This is a genomic window from Kitasatospora sp. NPDC005856, assembly GCF_040629945.1.
In the GTDB taxonomy this organism is placed as follows: domain Bacteria; phylum Actinomycetota; class Actinomycetes; order Streptomycetales; family Streptomycetaceae; genus Kitasatospora.
Window position 1 is genome coordinate 1 of the sequence record NZ_JBEXWT010000145.1, and the last position, 15,304, is coordinate 15,304.

Below are 15,304 nucleotides of genomic sequence, written 5' to 3' on the forward strand. Positions count from 1 at the left end.
AACGCCAAGCACCCCGCCGCCTACGCCCGGGCCCTCGCCGAACACCGCACCCCGGCCCTGGCCCGCGAGGTGCTGGAGGACGAGGACCGCCGCGTGTCGGCGGCGCGCACGATGCTCTCGCTGATGAAGTCGAGGAAGCGGGCGATGTTCTCCAGGCGGACGGCGGCGGGGGTGCCGGGACCGAGGACGGCGACGCCCTGGCGGGCGGCCTCGATGACCCGGTCGTTGGCGCGGGCGCTGGCGATGACCGCCTGGTAGTAGAGCTCGTCGTCGACGATGTAGCGGTCGCGGCGGCGTTCGTCGCGTTCCCGGCGCACCAGGCTCTGGCTCTCCAGGAAGGCGATCGCCTTGGAGACGGAGGCCGGGCTGACCTGCAGGCGCCGGGCGAGTTCGGCGGCGGTGAGGCTGCCCGCGTCGGTGGTGCACAGGCAGGTGATCACCCGGGCGCCCATCCGGTTGAGGCCCGAGCCCATCAGCACGGTGGTGAGCTGTTCCTCGTAGGCGGCGACGGCCTCGCCGTCGCGCCCGTGGGGCTGCGGGCCCGGCTGCGGCCCGCCGGGGGCGGTGGGCCGGCGCCGCTGGGCGCGGTGTTCGGTGGCGCGGTGGGCCAGGTCGGCGCGGTAGGCGAGGGGACCGCCGTTGCGCATCACCTCGCGGGTGACGGTCGAGGTGGGGCGTTCCAGGCGCCGGGCGATCTCGGCGTAGGGCAGGCTGTCGGCCAGCCCCAGCGCGATCTGCCGGCGTTCCTGCTGGGTGAGCCTGCCTCCCGGCATCGCGTTCTCCTCGGTGGTGGTCGCCGCGCGGTCCCCGTGTGGTTCCCGGCGTGGTGGCCGGCGTGTTGCCGGGTCGGGGCCACCATAGCGTTCACCTTCCACCCATTGCAATGATCGCAACAGTGGCCGTTGCATTACCGGACATGTTCGTTGCAACAGTTTCCCGTCATTCACCTGCAATAAAGCCGTTCTGACGCAACGAATTGGTTGCCTGGATCTTGAAAGCAACGTAGCGTTTCCAATGTCGGAAACACCAATGGGGCAGGCCCGGGTCCGCACCCGCACCCGCACCCGCACCCGCACCCGCACCCGCACCCGCAGAGGAGCCCGCGATGCAGACGTTCGACACCTCGGCCCCGATCACCGTCGTCCTGGAGGTCCCCGGAGGGCTCGTGCGGCTGATCGCCGCCGAGCGCGGCGACACCACCGTCGAGGTCCGCCCCGCCGAGGCCGGCAGGAACCGCGACGTCCAGGCCGCCGAGCGCACCGCCGTCTCCTTCGCCGACGGCGTCCTGCGGATCGTCACCGACGCGGCCGGGCACCGGCTGCCGGGCCCCACCGGCTCCCTGGAGGTCACCGTCCGGCTGCCGTGCGGCTCCGCCGTCCGGGGCAAGGCCGCCGCCGCCGAACTGCGCGTCGTCGGCCGCCTGGGCTTCGTCGCCTTCGACGGCGCGTACCGCACCACCAGGATCGACGAGGCCGCGAGCCTGGAGCTGAGCGCCGTCGACGGCGACGTCGAGGTCGGCCGCCTCACCGGCCCCGCCCGGATCAGCACCACCCGCGGCGACATCCGCATCACCGAGGCCCACTGCGGCACCGTCGAGCTGACCACCGGGTCCGGGAGCATCACCGTCGGCGCCGGTGCCGGCGTCAGCGCCGCCCTGGACGCCGGCACCGGCCACGGCCGCATCGCCAACGCCCTGCGCAACGACGGCACCACCGTGCTCGACATCCGCGCCACCACCTCCCACGGCGACATCACCGCCCGCAGCCTGTGACACCCGACAGCCGCGCGCGGCCCCACACCACCGAGACCCCAGGAGGGAAAGCCATGACCACCGACGCCACAACCGCGACCCGTCCCCGGGCTTGGAAGGGCATGGTGCCGGTCGACGACACCGCCCTGGCCGTCACCGACACCGGCGGCCCCGGCCTGCCCGTGCTCTACCTCAACGGCCAGTTCGCCACCCAGGGCTACTGGCGCCGCGTCCTGACCGAACTCGGCCCGCACTTCCGGCACATCACCTACGACGAGCGGGCCCGCGGCCGCACCTCCAAGCGCTCCGCCGACTACTCCTTCGAAGCCGCCCTGCGCGACATCGACGCCGTCCTCACCGCCCGCGGCGTCCAGCGGGCCCTGCTGGTGGGCTGGTCCTACGGGGCGTTCCTCGCCGCACACCAGGCCTCACACAACCCGCAGCGCACCATCGGTGCCATCCTCGTCGACGGCGCACAGCCCTACGACTGGCTGACCGACGGCCTGGAACAGCGCATCCGCAAACAGTTCCGGCGATGGGCCCCGCTCATGGCGCTGATGCGCCCCACCGGCCTGACCCCGCGCATGACCCACCAACAGATGTCCGACTGCAACATCGAACTCGGCGAAATCGCCCGCGCCGACGCACTGGGCCCGGTACTGGACGCCATCACCGTCCCGACCCGCTACGTCGTCGCCTCGGGCGTCTCCCTGGGCAGCAAAGGCGAGGAACAGGAGATCATCCGCTCGGTCCTGCCCTCGGTGGCCGCACGCAACCCCCACATCGAGATCAGCGCGAAGGTCCCCAGCAACCACGGCGCGATCCTGAAGAAGGACTTCCGCGCGATCGCCGACGCCGTGCGCGAGGTCGCCGCCCTCGACCACCCCACCGACACCACCCACTGACGCCCCCACCACCCCCACACCCGGGCAGCCCGCCCACTGACAGCCCTGCCCCCGCCATCCCCGGGCAACCCGCCGACCGACGCGGCCGCCCGACACCGCACCACCACGAGGCGACCCCGCCGAAGCCGCACCGGCCCGAGCACGCAGCGGGCCGGTGGCGAGGAAGACCGGGAAAGGCAAGGACCCCGAGGGCGTCGAGGACGGCGAGGGCACCGGAGGCCCCGAGGGCGGTGAAGGTCGGCGTGGGGGGCGGAAATGGCAGTGCGGGCCGGGCGCCCGCTGGGCACACTGATCCGGTGATCATCGACCACTGGCCCCTGCAGGGGCTGCGCGTGACCTCCCCGCGCCTGGAGCTGCGCCTGCCCACCGAGGACGAGCTCGCCGAGGTGGCGCACGTCGCCGGACGCGGCGTCCACCTCCCCCAGGACCGCCCCTTCCTGACACCGTGGGGCGAACTTGCGCCCGCCGAACGCGCCCGGCACGTGGTGCAGTCGCACTGGAGCCGGCTGGGCCGCTGGACCGCACGGGACTGGGCGCTGAACCTGGTCGCCTTCCACGGAGGGCACCCGGTGGGGATCCAGGACATGCGGGCCAAGGAGTTCGGCGTACGGCGCGAGATCGTCTCCGGCTCGTGGCTCGGCCTGGAACACCAGGGCAAGGGCCTGGGCACCGAGATGCGCGCCGCGATGCTCCACCTGGCCTTCGCCGAACTGGGCACGCAGTCCGCCACCTCTCTCTCCTTCACCGACAACCACTCCTCCCTCGCCGTCTCCCGCAAACTCGGCTACCGCAGCGACGGCATCGACCGCGATGTCCTGGACGGACAGGTGGTCGTCTCCGAGCGCCTGCGCCTGAGCCCCCAGGCCTGGGCCGAACACGCCGCCCGCACCCCGGTCACCGTCACCGGCCTCAACGACGACTGCCGCGCCCTGTTCGGCCTCACCGACTGACCAGCCGACCGACCGACCGACCGGCTGACCGGCTGACCGGCTGACCGGGGCCGCGTGCCCCAGGACGGGCCCGGCCGCGGTGTCCGCGCCGGGCCCGTCCACCGCCTGTCTACCGGGTCCTCCTACCGTCCACTCACCTGCCAGCCGTGCAGGGCGGCGGGCAGGTCGGCCAGGGTGTGCAGGACGTGGATTCCGTCGTCGGCCGTGGTGGCGGTGGCGGTGCGGTCGAGCCAGAACGGGCGCAGGCCGGCGGCGCGGGCGCCGAGGGCGTCGAGGTCGTAATTGTCGCCGACGTAGGCGACCTGGTGCGGGGGCAGGCCCAGGCGGGCGCAGCCGGCGAGGAAGATGCCGGGGGCGGGTTTGGCTTCGCCGTGTTCGTCGGAGCAGACGAGGGCGGTGTCGGCGAAGTGGTGGAGCAGGCCGGTGGCGTGGAGTTTGCGGCGCTGGTGGGCGGTGGCGGAGTTGGAGACGATGCCCAGGCGGTGGGTGGGGGCGAGGACGGTGAGGGTGGGGGCGGCGTCGGGGAAGGCGGCCTGGGCGGCGTCGCGGTGGGCGGTGTAGCCGGCGAACCAGGCGGCGGCCCTGTCGTCGGGCATGGTCGTGGTGTCCTCGCCGAGGCGGGCGAGGAAGCGGCGGGTGCGCTCGTGCTGCTGTGCGGTGAAGGTCAGTTCGCCGGCGAGGAAGCGCGCGTACTGCTCCTGCATGACCTCGCGCCACAGCGCCACCGCGGCCTCGGGCGTGGGGAAGCGGTGCAGCAGGCCGAGGTCGCGCAGGTGGGCGAGGATGCCGGCGCGTTCGGAGCCGGAGTAGTCGAAGAGGGTGTCGTCGACGTCGAAGAGCACGCCACGGATGGGCACGAGCGGGAGCCTTTCGCCGGGGGTGGGACCCGCTGGGGATGGTACGCGGCAGGCCGTGGAGTCGACGCCCGGGCCCCGTGCGATCGTCCCCTTCGCGCCGGCCGGGCACGGGAGCCGGATGAGGATCCGCTGCCGGGCACCGTCGCGCTGCCATCGGCCGAACAGGTCGCGGACCCCGTTCCACGATCCGTACTCGACTTCCCTGTCACGTGAGCGTGTTGGGAAGCGAAGCGCTCCGCTGGCTCGAGGCCGTTGGACCTGGGCATGGTCCAGCGGCCTTGGCCGTCATCCAGGGTGCCCGGCAGGTGTCAGGCACGTGGTTCGTGGTCTCGGTGTCATCGCGCGCGGTCGGCGGCCCAGTCGGCTCGGGTCCGTTGGAGTGCTTGGTACGACCGCAGGCAGGTACCTCGAAGACGCGTTCGTGCTCAGGCTTCCGGACGCTGATCCACCGGCATGGCGAGGTCGTGTCGGGCATTCGGCAAGACCGCCGTCGTCGTCCCCGCGAAGTCCGCCGGGCGCAGGGTCTTCGGCCCCGCCACCGCGGGCGTCCGTCTCGCTTGACCTCTTGCGCGTCAGTCCGGCAGCCAGTGCAGCTCGTGCGCCAGGGTTTTGGCGACGGCACGGATGCGGCGGTGCAGTGGCGACTGCTCGCGCGGGAGGACCAGGTGGATCGTCAGACTGGGTGCGCCCCGCAGCGGTCGCCAGGTGAGACCAGCCGGTTGTGCGGTGGCCGCGGCTTCTCCGGCCGGGGCGAGGGTGACCCCGTCGCGCAGGTCGCGCTGAGACATGTCGAACGAGACTGCGGGCGTGTGGAATCGGGGGTGTGGTCGGGTGTCTCGGAACAGTGCGGCCAGCTGATCGTGGATCACGGGGTTGGCCGCACGGTCCGGGAGTCGCAGTGGATACGCGGCCGCGTCGGCGATCTCGATCTCCGGGTGTTCGGCCAGCGGATGGTGCTGCGCCAGCTGGACCCCGATGCGGGCACGCCGCAGCAGGAACCGGCGCACGCCACGGCCCGGTTGTTCACCGCGGGTGATCCCGGCATCGATGCGGCCGTCGGCGACCGCGGGGGAGATCTCCGGTGTCGCCATCGGGACCGCGCGGACCTCGAGTCCGCGCTTGCCACGAATCAGCCTGTCCACCAGGGCCGGTGCCGTCTCGGCCCCGGCACTGAGGCTGTATCCGATGCGCAGCGTGCCCAGTTCACCGGCCGCCGCGCTCCGGGCGGTGTCCCATGCCCGGTCCAGCGCCGCCAGCGCGGGCGGCGCGGACTCCGCCAAAGCCGCACCGGCCGTGGTCAATACGACGCTACGCGTGTTGCGGACCAGCAGGGCCGTACCGAGTTCCGCCTCCAATCGGCGCATCCGGGCGCTGAGTGCGGGCTGTGCGATACCGATCCGTGCGGCCGCGCGGGTGAAGTTCAACTCCTGTGCCAGCACCAGGAAGTACCGCAGGCTCACCGTATCCGGCGCCACGTGCCCTCCCTGCCGATTGATAACGATCCGTTCTGAGCCTATCCCGTACCGGTCTTTCCCTCGACCGCGCATCCAGCCCTAACCTGCGCATGCCGGGATCGATCGATCCGAGTGTCGATTCGAAGTCGGACGTGTCCGGCCGAACACAGGAGGTTTCCATGGCCAAGGGCTACTGGGTCAGTGTCTATCCCGCCGTTGCCGCCCCTGAGAGGCTGACCGCCTACGACAAGCTGGCCGGTCCGGCTGTCCGGGCCGGGGGCGGGCGCACCCTGTCCCGTGGCGGTCGGGTCGTCGCCCACGAGGCCGGAATCACGCGACGCGTCGTTCTGATCGAGTTCGACAGCTTTGAACAGGCCGTCGCGGCATACGAGAGCGAGGCGTACCAGAAGGCGCTGGTGGCCCTCCCCGACGGCGTCGAGCGGGACTTCCGCATCATCGAAGGCATCGACTGACCGGCAGGGCCGAACACGCGCCCGCGAGAACCGCCCCGTCCCCTACTGGTCCCGCCCCGCCACTGCCGGGAGGCGACCCGGCGGCGGCAGGCCGCCACCGCGAGCCGCCCACCCCTGCCGGCATCTGACGGGCCCATCCACTGTCAGCTCCAGGCGCTATGGTCCCTCCCGAGATCGCACGACGACACAAGGGGGTTCGGCATGGGCAGCAGGCACGAGGGGTTCTCCGCCGAGGAGCGGGCCGCAATGAAGGACCACGCGCAGGAGCTCAGGAAGGCCGCACGCAGGGCCTCGCAGGAGGAGAAGGCGGCCGAGGCCCTGCGGGACGTGCTCGCGAAGATCGCCGAGATGCCGCCGGGCGACCGGGCGCTGGCCGAACGGGTGCACGCCGTGGTCACCTCCGCCGCCCCCGCGCTCGCCCCCAGGCTCTGGTACGGGATGCCCGCCTACGCGCTGGAGGGCAAGGTGGTGTGCTTCTTCCAGAGCGCGGAGAAGTTCAAGTCCCGGTACGCCACACTGGGTTTCAGCGACCAGGCGCAGCTGGACGACGGACCGATGTGGCCGGCGTACTTCGCGTTGGCACAGGTGACGACCGAGGTGGAGGAGCGGATCGCCGAGCTGGTGAAACGCGCGGTCGGCTGAACCGGCACGACCGATCTGCCACGGCAGATCCGACGGGGCGGGGCTCGGGCGCCGAACCGGAGTTCAGACGTCGAAGCGGATCTCGGGCCGGTGCGTATGGGGGCCTCCAGCAGCGGGGTGGGGACGGCGCGCAGGTGGAGGCCCACGCAGGCGGTGAGGCAGACGCGCCGGTCCACCCACAGGGCCCGGACAGTGACGGCACCGCCCGGACAGTGACCGAACACGCCGATGGCCTCAGGGTCGAGGGCGGCGTGGAGGCCGGCGGGCGGCGGGCCGCCCTCGAGGCGGTCGAGCGGGCAAGCGGCGCCGGCCGCGCGGCAGGCGATTCCGACGCGGGTCATCGCTTGGACACGGGCCCTTGTCGCACACGCCGAGGCGGCGCCGGGGAACTCCGGCCTCACCGGCGTCGCAGGTCGTGGTCGACAGCGGCGACGACGCCGCCGCGGGAGGCGAGTTTCCCGGCGGGAGCAGCGTCGAAAGCACTGCCGCCACCACAGCCGCGGAAGTCGAGGACCACAGGGTGGCGGCAGGCACGGCCGGGCGGGCGCGGTCAGGCGGACGCTGCGCCCGGCGCGGTATCCGAGGCGGCGTCGGCGCGGTGCCGGCGCGGGCGGGCCCGGCGCCGACGCCGACGCCGGTGGCGGCGGTGGCCGCGCCCAGAGCGAGCACCCCGAGGGCGCCACGGCGGGTGAGCGGACCGCCGAGCGAACGGCCGGGCCGGTATCCGGTCATGAACGGTTCCTGCGGCAGATCGGGCGGCGGCACACGCGTCCACCGCGACAACGGCGTGCGTCCACCGCGGCGATCCGACCCGCCCGGGCGCGTCCGCCCCGGCAGGAGCCGCCCCCGGCGCCCTGCGACCGCAGGCCCACGCCCGCGGCGCCGGCCGCGGCACCCACCCCCCTCCAGGGATCCGACCCGCCGCTACGGCAAGGGAGCTGCCGACGCCGTCAGGATCGCGTCGAGCAGGCCCGGAAAGCGGGCGTCGAGATCGGCGCGGCGCAGGCTGACGAAGCGGTTGCGCCCCGCGACGCGGGTGGTGGTCACGCCGGACTCGCGCAGCACCCGCATGTGGTGGGAGACCGTCGACTTGTGGAGGTGTTCCAGACCCAGGCCGCGCGGATCGCAGGAGTGCTCACCGCCGTCGGCGTAGCTGAGCAGCAGCGTCATGCGCACGGGATCGCCGAGGGCGTGCAGGACGGTCACGAGGTCGATGTCGGCGGTGGCGGGCTGGGCAAGCCGCTCGTCGTCGCTCATGGCACACGCTCCTCGGGGCCGCGGACAGGAAAGGAATGGTTTGACAATCATCCACCAATCCCCGAGTGTTTGACGAGCGTCAAACTGTTTTACAGGTGTCCAACAATCCCGTCCGGCGCCCGCGCCGGCGCCCGTCCGCTCCATCCGTCCGCTCCACGCACCCGGGGGGCTCTCCCGTGCCCGTACCTCTGCTCCTGCTCGCCCTCGGCACCTTCGCCATGGGCACCGACTCGATGGTCGTCGCCGGCATCCTCGGCCCGATCTCCGCCGACCTGGGGGTGTCGGTGCCGGCCGCCGGCCAGCTGGTCACCGTCTTCGCACTCGGCTACGCACTGCTGGCCCCGGTGCTGGCCACACTCACCGCCCGCTGGCCGCGCCGGCGCCTGCTGCTGACCGCGCTCGCGGTGTTCACCGCGGCCAACGCCCTCAGCGCGCTCGCCCCCACCTACGAACTGCTGCTGGCCACCCGCATCCTGGCCGCGGCCGGCGCCGCCCTCTACACACCGACCGCCAGCGCCGTGGCCACCACCCTCGTCGCCCCCGAACGACGCGGACGGGCCCTGGCGACGGTGCTCGGCGGGATGACCGTGGCCACCGCGCTGGGCGTGCCGCTGGGCACCTGGGTCGGACGCACCGACTGGCGGATGACGATGTGGCTGGTCACCGCACTCGGCCTGGCCGCCCTCGCCGGGCTCGCCCTGCTGCTGCGCGAACTGCCCGCCCCCACCGCGGCCCCCACCCTCACCGCACGGCTCGCGCCACTGGCCCAGGGCCGGGTCCTGGCAGCCGCCGCCACCACCCTGGTGTTCTTCCTCGCCTTCCAGAGCGTCTACATCTACCTCGCCACCGCCGTCTCGGGCGCCACCCACGGCAACGCCGACCGCCTGAGCCTGATCCTGCTGACCTGCGGCGTCATGTCGGTGGCCGGCAGCTGGCTGGGCGGACGCCTGGTCGACCGCCTCGGAGTACGCCGCGTCCTGCTGACCGGCTCCGCCACGGCCGCGGCCGCCTTCACCGCACTGCCGTGGCTCGGACAGACCATGCCCGGCGCACTGGCCTACGCCACCGTCGTACCACTGGCCGGCTGGGCCATCTCCGTCGCCCTCCCCCACCGCCTGGCATCCATCGACCCCGCCAACGCCCCCCTGCTCATCTCACTGAACAGCAGCGCCCTCTACCTCGGCACAGCAGCCGGAGGCGCCGCCGGATCCGCAGCAATCACCGCGCTGGGCGAACACTGGTTCCCCCTCGCCGCCGCAGCACTGGCCCTCACAGCCTTCGCCGTGGCAGCTACAACCACCCGCAACGAACACCGACCGACGAAAGCCCCCACTCCCCAGCCCACACACCCCTGACCTGACCAGCCACCGACGCCGGCCGGCCGGCCAGCAACCGGCCCCCGACGGCCAGCACCCGCCGACAGCACGCAGCTGCAACCGCCCCTGCCCCGGCCGGTCATCAAACGGCCCCGCCAGACTCCCGCCAGGCCCTCGCCACCGGGTCGGCGCCGGCCGGGCCGGGGCGCCGCACGCGGTTCACGGCGCCGGGTCCGGTGCCTGCCACTGCGCCATCTGCCGCCGGAACTTGGGGCATTCGACGATGTCCTCCTCGCCGCACACGAGGGCGTGGGCCAGGAGCTCGTGGGCGTGGTCGAGATCGACCATGCGCTGGCGGACCTCAGCGATCTTGGCGCGGATCACGGCCTGCCGGCGCGGCTGCTCCCGCTGCAACTCCCTGATCTCCTCCAGGCTCAGCCCGGCCTGCTGGAACGTGCGCAGTACCGTGATCCGCTCGGCGGCCCCGGGCGGGTAGCGCCGCTGCCCGCCCTCGCGCTCGGGCACGGGCAGCAGGCCGTGACGCTCCCAGTAGCGGATGGCCGAAGCTGGCACCCCGGTGATCTCGGCGAGCCGGCCGATCGTCATACGCACGTCGCCACTGCTCCTACTCCTCGTCGATCCGGGCGTTTGACTTGAACCTTAGTTCAAGCCGGAAAGTGGTCGACACGTGGACGGCGGCGAATCGAAGCCACCGCCAGCACACCTGGAGACACGTCATGAGCGACAGCAACGACACCCGCGCACAACGGGCCGGCGAACTGGTCGAAGCCGCACAACAACTCTTCACCGCCGGAGTGATGTCCCACTCGGGACACGCCAACCTCAGCGCCAGACTCGACGGCGAACGCCTCCTGCTCACACCGGGATTCGTCCGCGGCCTGACACCCGAACAACTCGCGACCGTCCACTTCGACGGACACGTCCTCGAAGGCGAACTGCGCTCCGTCAGCGCCGAGATCACCGCCATGCACGCCGCCGTCTACCGCGCCCGCCCCCACGTGGGCACGGTCATCCACACCCACTCCCCCTGCGCCACCGCCTACGCCGTCGCCCACCGACCCCTGCCCTGCCGCACCGAACCCATGCTGCGCTTCGGACAGGCCGAAACCGTCCCCGTCGTCCCCTGGGGACCCCGCGGATCCGACGTGTCCGTACGCGGCATCACCCACGTCCTGCAACAACACCCCACCGCCGCCGTCCTGCTCGCCAACCACGGCCTCCTCGTCTTCGGCCCGACCCCCGCCGCCACCGCCCACCTCCTCATCGCCATCGAGGAAGGCGCCCAGGCCGAAATCAACGCCACCGCCATCGGCGGAGCCGTCGACTTCCCCCCAGGCGCCCAGGAAGCCGTACGCACCGCGATCGCCCGAGCCGCGTCATGACCCACCACACCCCCGACACCCCCGACACCCCCGACGCACCGGACGCCCTCGACGCCCCGAACGCCCTCGACGCCCGCACGGAGGCCGTACGCGAGCTTTACCGCGCCACCCTCCCCACCGTCCCCGCCGGCGTCCAGGAACGACTGCGCCTGGCCCGGAAGTTCGGCCGCCTGCCCACCGAGGAAGCAATCGCGCAACTGCGCCACATCGTCCTGACCGACAGCCCACTGGGAGCCCGGACACAGCAACTCGTCCACTTCGGACAACTGCTGGCCCTCGGCCGCGAACACCCCGCCCGCATCCACGCCCGAGGCGCACTCCACGCCGGAGCCACACTCACCGACCTCATCGCCGTCGCCGAAACCGCACTCATCACCGCAGGCGTACCCGCCTACGCACTCGGCACCGAAATCATCACCGAACACCTGCCCCACGACAACGACCCGCCGACAGAAGACGGCGCCTGAAAAGACGCCCCACGAGAAGCACACCCGAGAAGAACGCCCGTTGAGAAGGACGTCCGGGAGAGCGGGGGACTGCCCCGGCCCGGCAGGGAGCCGGGCCGGGACACACCCGCGTCACAACCGGACCGGGCCGCACCCCGGCCACGCATCGGACGTGCCACATCCCGGGCCGGGGCCGGGGTGTGGACGGTCGGGCAATTCCCCGGGTCCCCCGCCCTTGCGTCCGTATCCTGTGATTCCGATGCCATCCTTCGGCCGGTACTCGGGTTCGTCGGCGCTGGGGAAGGGTGAGACTCACTGTGATCGGTCTTGAGGCCACTCGCGCCGCATTGCGCGAGCTGGAGGGACAACCGTTCACGGCCATCGGCCGGGCAGCGACGCTTGTCTGGCTCACGTTCGGCGACGACGTGCCATGGGTGGACCACCGTGGCGAGCAGACAGTCCGCCCGGAGATGTCGCTGCATTTGCAGTGCCGCTGGCGGCTGCTCAACGGCGTCTCCGCGATGGTCCAGGAGGGCGATCTCCATGTTCCGGGCGCTGGGGCCGCAGCTGGATTCGAGGCTGGGGGCGACATCGGGACAAGCCGGTTCGACGACCGCGTCGAGACCGTCACGCAGCTCATCGCAGCAGATGCTCCCGTCGTCGACCACGTACGCATCGGCGACGAGTTCGACCTTCAGCTCATGCTCTCGTCCGGCATGTCCTTGGAGGTGTTCCCCGCAGGGCGCCCTGAGTGGGAAGACTGGCGGTTCCTCGGCTCAGGCGAAGAGCGTCCGCACTATGTGGTGGAGAACCGCTCGATGTTCAAGGCGTGAGCTCACCTCGCGCTCGCCGGCCCCGTCGCCGGGACCCGCGATGGCCAACGTGACTACCTGATCAGGACCTTCTCATCCTTCGTGGCAGATCCCCTCGGGCGCTTGTTGGGCCGGCAGCCAGGGCCGTTCATGACGACCTGGTGGCTGGTGCTGATCAGTCGCTCCAGGGACGACCCGGCGACGACGGGGTTCGCGAAGAGCGGATACCAGTCGCCGGGCGCCCGGCTGCTGGTGATGATCAGGGAACGGCCCCGCCGTTCGGAGACCAGTTCGTAGAGGTCGCCGGCCTGCGCGGCGGTGAGCCGGCGCATCGCGAAGTCGTCGAGGGCGAGGACGTCGAGGCCGACGAGCTCGCGCATCCTCTTGTCCCAGGTCCGGTCCTCGCGCCCTCGGCTACCACGACGAGACCACCAGCCGCCCTTCTCGGGGAGACGGGCGGGCCCTGGAGCCTCTACACCGCCGGCGATCACACCCGGTCACCGGCGGGCTGGGCCCCTCGGGGAACCCACGACATTTCAGTACGCGAGCCCACCAGTACCACGGCCGGGACAAAGACATATTGACGTCCAGTCAGAGGACCTGAAGACTGGCACCACCCTGGCGCGGCATCATCCCCGGCGCCGCCGCCCCGGAGTGTTCGGCTCGTACATGCCACTTCTTCACAGCCCCGCCACCGGAGCATCCGGCTCCCCAGGCGGCCGGTCCAAGGAAGCAGCCATGAGCAACGACACCCGCCCCTTCATCCGACGCGCCGCCCTCGGCGCCTGTGCGGCGGCCCTGGCCGCCCTCGTGGTGCCGAGCGCCAGCGCACACGCGGCCACCGCACGCCCGGCCCACACCCTGGCCAAGCCGGGCAGCGGCGCTACCGTCCTGACCCTCACCGTCCCCGCCACCCGCGCCGGGGCCACACCGCTGTCGATCGACTGCACCGTGACCCCGTCGACGCCCTTCCGCTACTACGGGGGCCCGTACGGCGGAGGCGAGGAGGGCCTGGCGAGCGTCAGCTGCACGGCCCCCGTCTACAAGATCCAGCTCGATGTGGCGCTCTACTACAACGGCTCCCAGGTCACCTACAACTCCACCACCGCGTACAACGCGCTGAGTTCGAGCGCCGACACGGAGTACCCGCTGAAGCAGGGCACGTACCAGACCGGCGCGCGGGCGACCATCACGACGGTCTACGGCGGCACCTCGGTGACCAGCCCCATCTACGGAAGCGCGACCGCCAACCTGCCGTAAGCCCGGATCCGGTCTCCCACACGGCGCCGCGCCGCCGACCCAGCGGCGGCCCGAGACCCCGCCGGGCGCGACCACGGACCGTGACAGCAGCCGCCGGTGCGGGCCCCACCGGCGGCGGCCGCTGTCCGGCCCACTGACCACCGACCCGACGAAACGCAAGCGCGCACCGGCGGCCGGCCCCCATACCGGCCGCCGGACCGCAAGCCCGGGCTCCGCGGGGAACCACCGGCGGTCGAGCAGGAGAGCCCATCAGCATCAATCCCATCGACTCACCGGCAGTCGAAGCTCAGATCACGTCCCGGACCGGCTGCGGGTAGCCGGTCTCGGCGATGTCCTCAGCCAGCCCTACGAGGGTGACCTCCGGGTTCAGCGATGACACGAGCTTCTGACTCAGCGGTCGCAAGGCATACACGTGGCGCACCGCTTCCAGGTCCACGGGAACCTCGTAGTAGTCCTCGGCGAAGCGCCGGAACGCTTCCGGCGAGCGGTCGACCAGGAGCTCGAACAGGCCCGCTGCCCCGTCCGGATCAGAACACCCGGCGGGGAAGTCGATCACGCCGTGCCGCCACCGATCATCCGTCGCCTCCCGCCACAGACAGGCCGTCACGACGGGGACGTCGTCCTCGTCGGTGAACGCCGGCTCCTCGACGAACGGCTTGAAGACCTCCGGAACCTCGTCGATCACTCCCGGCCAGGGCTCGCCACCGTTGCCATACGGGCTCATCGGTGCTTCGTGGTCGAAGCCACGGACATAGGCCCCGGCCACCGAGAAGACGATGGAGTACTCGTCCCCCGACCCGTTACGCATCGACGCCATCTCCTCGCCGTCGGCCCAGCCGGCATCGAAGGAGTGGTACCGGCCTTCCCAGTCCGGGCTCAAGATCGCATCGAGCATCGCCAGTGAGCGGCACAGGTTCCGCAGGTCAGCGATGGAAGGGAGCTGGCGAGCCACGTCATAGACAGTCATGTGCCCATCCAACCGGATGCCCCTGACACCCAGAATCTCCCCCACGACTGTCACGCTCAGTAGCAGCGCCGGAGCGAAGTGGGTCAACTCGCGACGGTTGACCACGCGAGCCCATCAGTACCGAGGCCGCCGCACCGGCCTACGCACTCGGCACCGAGACCATCACCGAACACCCGCCCCACACCCACGACAACGACAACGACCAGCGGGCAGAAGGCTGCGTCTGAAAAGACGTCCCACGAGAAGAACACCCAAGAAGGACGTCCAAGACGGACGTCCGGTGAGGTGGACGTCCGGGAGAGCGGCGCTGTCCCGGCCCGGCGGGGAGCCGAGCCGGGACACGCCCGTGCCACAACCGAACAGAACCGAACCCCGGCCTCGGCGCCGGACGTGACACGTCGCCGGGCCGGGGGCCGGGTTCAGCCCCGCAGGACCTCACCGACCAGCGCCCGGGCCTCCTCCTGGACCCGGGCAAGGTGCTCGTCACCGTGGAAGGACTCGGCGTAGATCTTGTAGACGTCCTCGGTGCCCGAAGGCCGGGCGGCGAACCAGGCGTTCTCGGTACAGACCTTGATACCCCCGATGCGGGCACCGTTGCCGGGAGCCTCCGCGAGGACCGCCGTGATCTCCTCGCCCGCGATCTCACCCGCACCCACCCGCTCCGGCGACAGACGCGCCAGACGGGCCTTCTGCTCACGGTCGGCCGGAGCATCCACGCGCGCGTAGGACGGAGCGCCATGACGCTCCGTCAGCTCACGGTAGCGGGCACTGGGGGTGGCACCGGTGACAGCCGTGATCTCGGCGGCCAGCAA

At 71.8% G+C, this 15,304-nt stretch carries 16 protein-coding genes and 2 pseudogenes; 10 read left to right on the top strand and 8 right to left on the bottom strand.

The annotated features are described in order from the left end of the window. Positions 1 to 95 precede the first annotated feature (95 nt). A pseudogene (locus ABZ449_RS40075) lies at positions 96 to 773 on the bottom strand (helix-turn-helix domain-containing protein); the annotation flags it as partial. A gap of 332 nt (positions 774 to 1,105) precedes the next feature. Between ABZ449_RS40075 and ABZ449_RS40080 the strand changes: the two are divergent. The 3 genes from ABZ449_RS40080 (at position 1,106) to ABZ449_RS40090 (ending at position 3,605) form a co-directional block, all read left to right on the top strand. Then, positions 1,106 to 1,771, top strand: a complete 666-nt coding sequence (locus tag ABZ449_RS40080; RefSeq protein WP_360356543.1) for a DUF4097 family beta strand repeat-containing protein — start codon at positions 1,106 to 1,108, stop codon at positions 1,769 to 1,771. Positions 1,772 to 1,824: 53 nt separating this feature from the next. Next, positions 1,825 to 2,655: an alpha/beta hydrolase gene (locus ABZ449_RS40085; protein WP_360356546.1), complete on the top strand. Its 831-nt coding sequence runs from the start codon at positions 1,825 to 1,827 to the stop codon at positions 2,653 to 2,655. Positions 2,656 to 2,951: 296 nt separating this feature from the next. Then, the gene (locus ABZ449_RS40090; RefSeq protein ID WP_360356549.1) at positions 2,952 to 3,605 is read left to right on the top strand and encodes a GNAT family N-acetyltransferase; all 654 of its coding nucleotides are present in this window, start codon (positions 2,952 to 2,954) and stop codon (positions 3,603 to 3,605) included. Positions 3,606 to 3,727: 122 nt separating this feature from the next. Here ABZ449_RS40090 and ABZ449_RS40095 read toward each other — a convergent pair whose 3' ends face one another. Continuing rightward, positions 3,728 to 4,462 carry an HAD family hydrolase gene (locus tag ABZ449_RS40095; protein ID WP_360356551.1) on the bottom strand — a complete coding sequence of 245 codons (735 nt, stop codon included), beginning with the start codon at positions 4,460 to 4,462 and terminating at the stop codon, positions 3,728 to 3,730. 572 nt (positions 4,463 to 5,034) lie between these two features. After that, positions 5,035 to 5,937: a LysR family transcriptional regulator gene (locus ABZ449_RS40100; RefSeq protein WP_360356553.1), complete on the bottom strand. Its 903-nt coding sequence runs from the start codon at positions 5,935 to 5,937 to the stop codon at positions 5,035 to 5,037. 158 nt (positions 5,938 to 6,095) lie between these two features. Between ABZ449_RS40100 and ABZ449_RS40105 the strand changes: the two genes are divergently transcribed. Together ABZ449_RS40105 and ABZ449_RS40110 are read left to right on the top strand one after the other, a co-directional pair. Further along, positions 6,096 to 6,389, top strand: coding sequence for a DUF1330 domain-containing protein (locus tag ABZ449_RS40105; protein ID WP_360356556.1), 294 nt, complete (start codon positions 6,096 to 6,098; stop codon positions 6,387 to 6,389). A gap of 201 nt (positions 6,390 to 6,590) precedes the next feature. Next, positions 6,591 to 7,031: a DUF1801 domain-containing protein gene (locus ABZ449_RS40110; RefSeq protein ID WP_360356559.1), complete on the top strand. Its 441-nt coding sequence runs from the start codon at positions 6,591 to 6,593 to the stop codon at positions 7,029 to 7,031. Positions 7,032 to 7,955: 924 nt separating this feature from the next. Here the strand turns inward: ABZ449_RS40110 and ABZ449_RS40115 are convergent. Beyond that, positions 7,956 to 8,288, bottom strand: a complete 333-nt coding sequence (locus tag ABZ449_RS40115) for a helix-turn-helix transcriptional regulator (RefSeq protein WP_360356561.1) — start codon at positions 8,286 to 8,288, stop codon at positions 7,956 to 7,958. 176 nt (positions 8,289 to 8,464) lie between these two features. Here ABZ449_RS40115 and ABZ449_RS40120 point away from each other — a divergent pair, with 176 nt between their 5' ends. Continuing rightward, on the top strand, positions 8,465 to 9,643 hold the full coding sequence (locus tag ABZ449_RS40120; protein ID WP_360356563.1) for an MFS transporter: 1,179 nt from the start codon (positions 8,465 to 8,467) through the stop codon (positions 9,641 to 9,643). 180 nt (positions 9,644 to 9,823) lie between these two features. On the opposite strand, the gene ABZ449_RS40125 is transcribed toward ABZ449_RS40120, so the two are convergent. After that, positions 9,824 to 10,210 carry a MerR family transcriptional regulator gene (locus ABZ449_RS40125; protein WP_360356581.1) on the bottom strand — a complete coding sequence of 129 codons (387 nt, stop codon included), beginning with the start codon at positions 10,208 to 10,210 and terminating at the stop codon, positions 9,824 to 9,826. A gap of 131 nt (positions 10,211 to 10,341) precedes the next feature. On the opposite strand from ABZ449_RS40125, the gene ABZ449_RS40130 reads away from it, so the two are divergent. The 3 genes from ABZ449_RS40130 to ABZ449_RS40140 all read left to right on the top strand — a co-directional run bounded on the left by ABZ449_RS40130 (position 10,342) and on the right by ABZ449_RS40140 (position 12,286). Further along, positions 10,342 to 11,007 carry a class II aldolase/adducin family protein gene (locus tag ABZ449_RS40130; protein WP_360356566.1) on the top strand — a complete coding sequence of 222 codons (666 nt, stop codon included), beginning with the start codon at positions 10,342 to 10,344 and terminating at the stop codon, positions 11,005 to 11,007. Next, positions 11,004 to 11,474, top strand: a complete 471-nt coding sequence (locus ABZ449_RS40135; protein ID WP_360356567.1) for a carboxymuconolactone decarboxylase family protein — start codon at positions 11,004 to 11,006, stop codon at positions 11,472 to 11,474. The genes ABZ449_RS40130 and ABZ449_RS40135 overlap by 4 nt, the downstream gene beginning before the upstream one ends. Before the next feature lie 296 nt (positions 11,475 to 11,770). After that, a complete protein-coding gene (locus tag ABZ449_RS40140) occupies positions 11,771 to 12,286 on the top strand; it encodes a hypothetical protein (protein ID WP_360356570.1) in 516 nt (171 codons plus the stop codon). A 53-nt stretch (positions 12,287 to 12,339) separates the two neighbouring features. Here ABZ449_RS40140 and ABZ449_RS40145 read toward each other — a convergent pair whose 3' ends face one another. Next, positions 12,340 to 12,756 (bottom strand): ATP-binding protein, encoded by a 417-nt coding sequence (locus ABZ449_RS40145; protein ID WP_360356573.1) that lies wholly within the window; start codon positions 12,754 to 12,756, stop codon positions 12,340 to 12,342. A gap of 247 nt (positions 12,757 to 13,003) precedes the next feature. On the opposite strand from ABZ449_RS40145, the gene ABZ449_RS40150 reads away from it, so the two are divergent. Further along, a complete protein-coding gene (locus tag ABZ449_RS40150) occupies positions 13,004 to 13,525 on the top strand; it encodes a hypothetical protein (RefSeq protein ID WP_360356576.1) in 522 nt (173 codons plus the stop codon). A gap of 286 nt (positions 13,526 to 13,811) precedes the next feature. On the opposite strand, the gene ABZ449_RS40155 is transcribed toward ABZ449_RS40150, so the two are convergent. Both ABZ449_RS40155 and ABZ449_RS40160 read right to left on the bottom strand, forming a co-directional pair. Beyond that, positions 13,812 to 14,492: a hypothetical protein gene (locus ABZ449_RS40155; RefSeq protein WP_360356579.1), complete on the bottom strand. Its 681-nt coding sequence runs from the start codon at positions 14,490 to 14,492 to the stop codon at positions 13,812 to 13,814. Between the two features lie 419 nt (positions 14,493 to 14,911). Continuing rightward, positions 14,912 to 15,304: pseudogene (locus ABZ449_RS40160) on the bottom strand (phosphoglucomutase, alpha-D-glucose phosphate-specific); the annotation flags it as partial.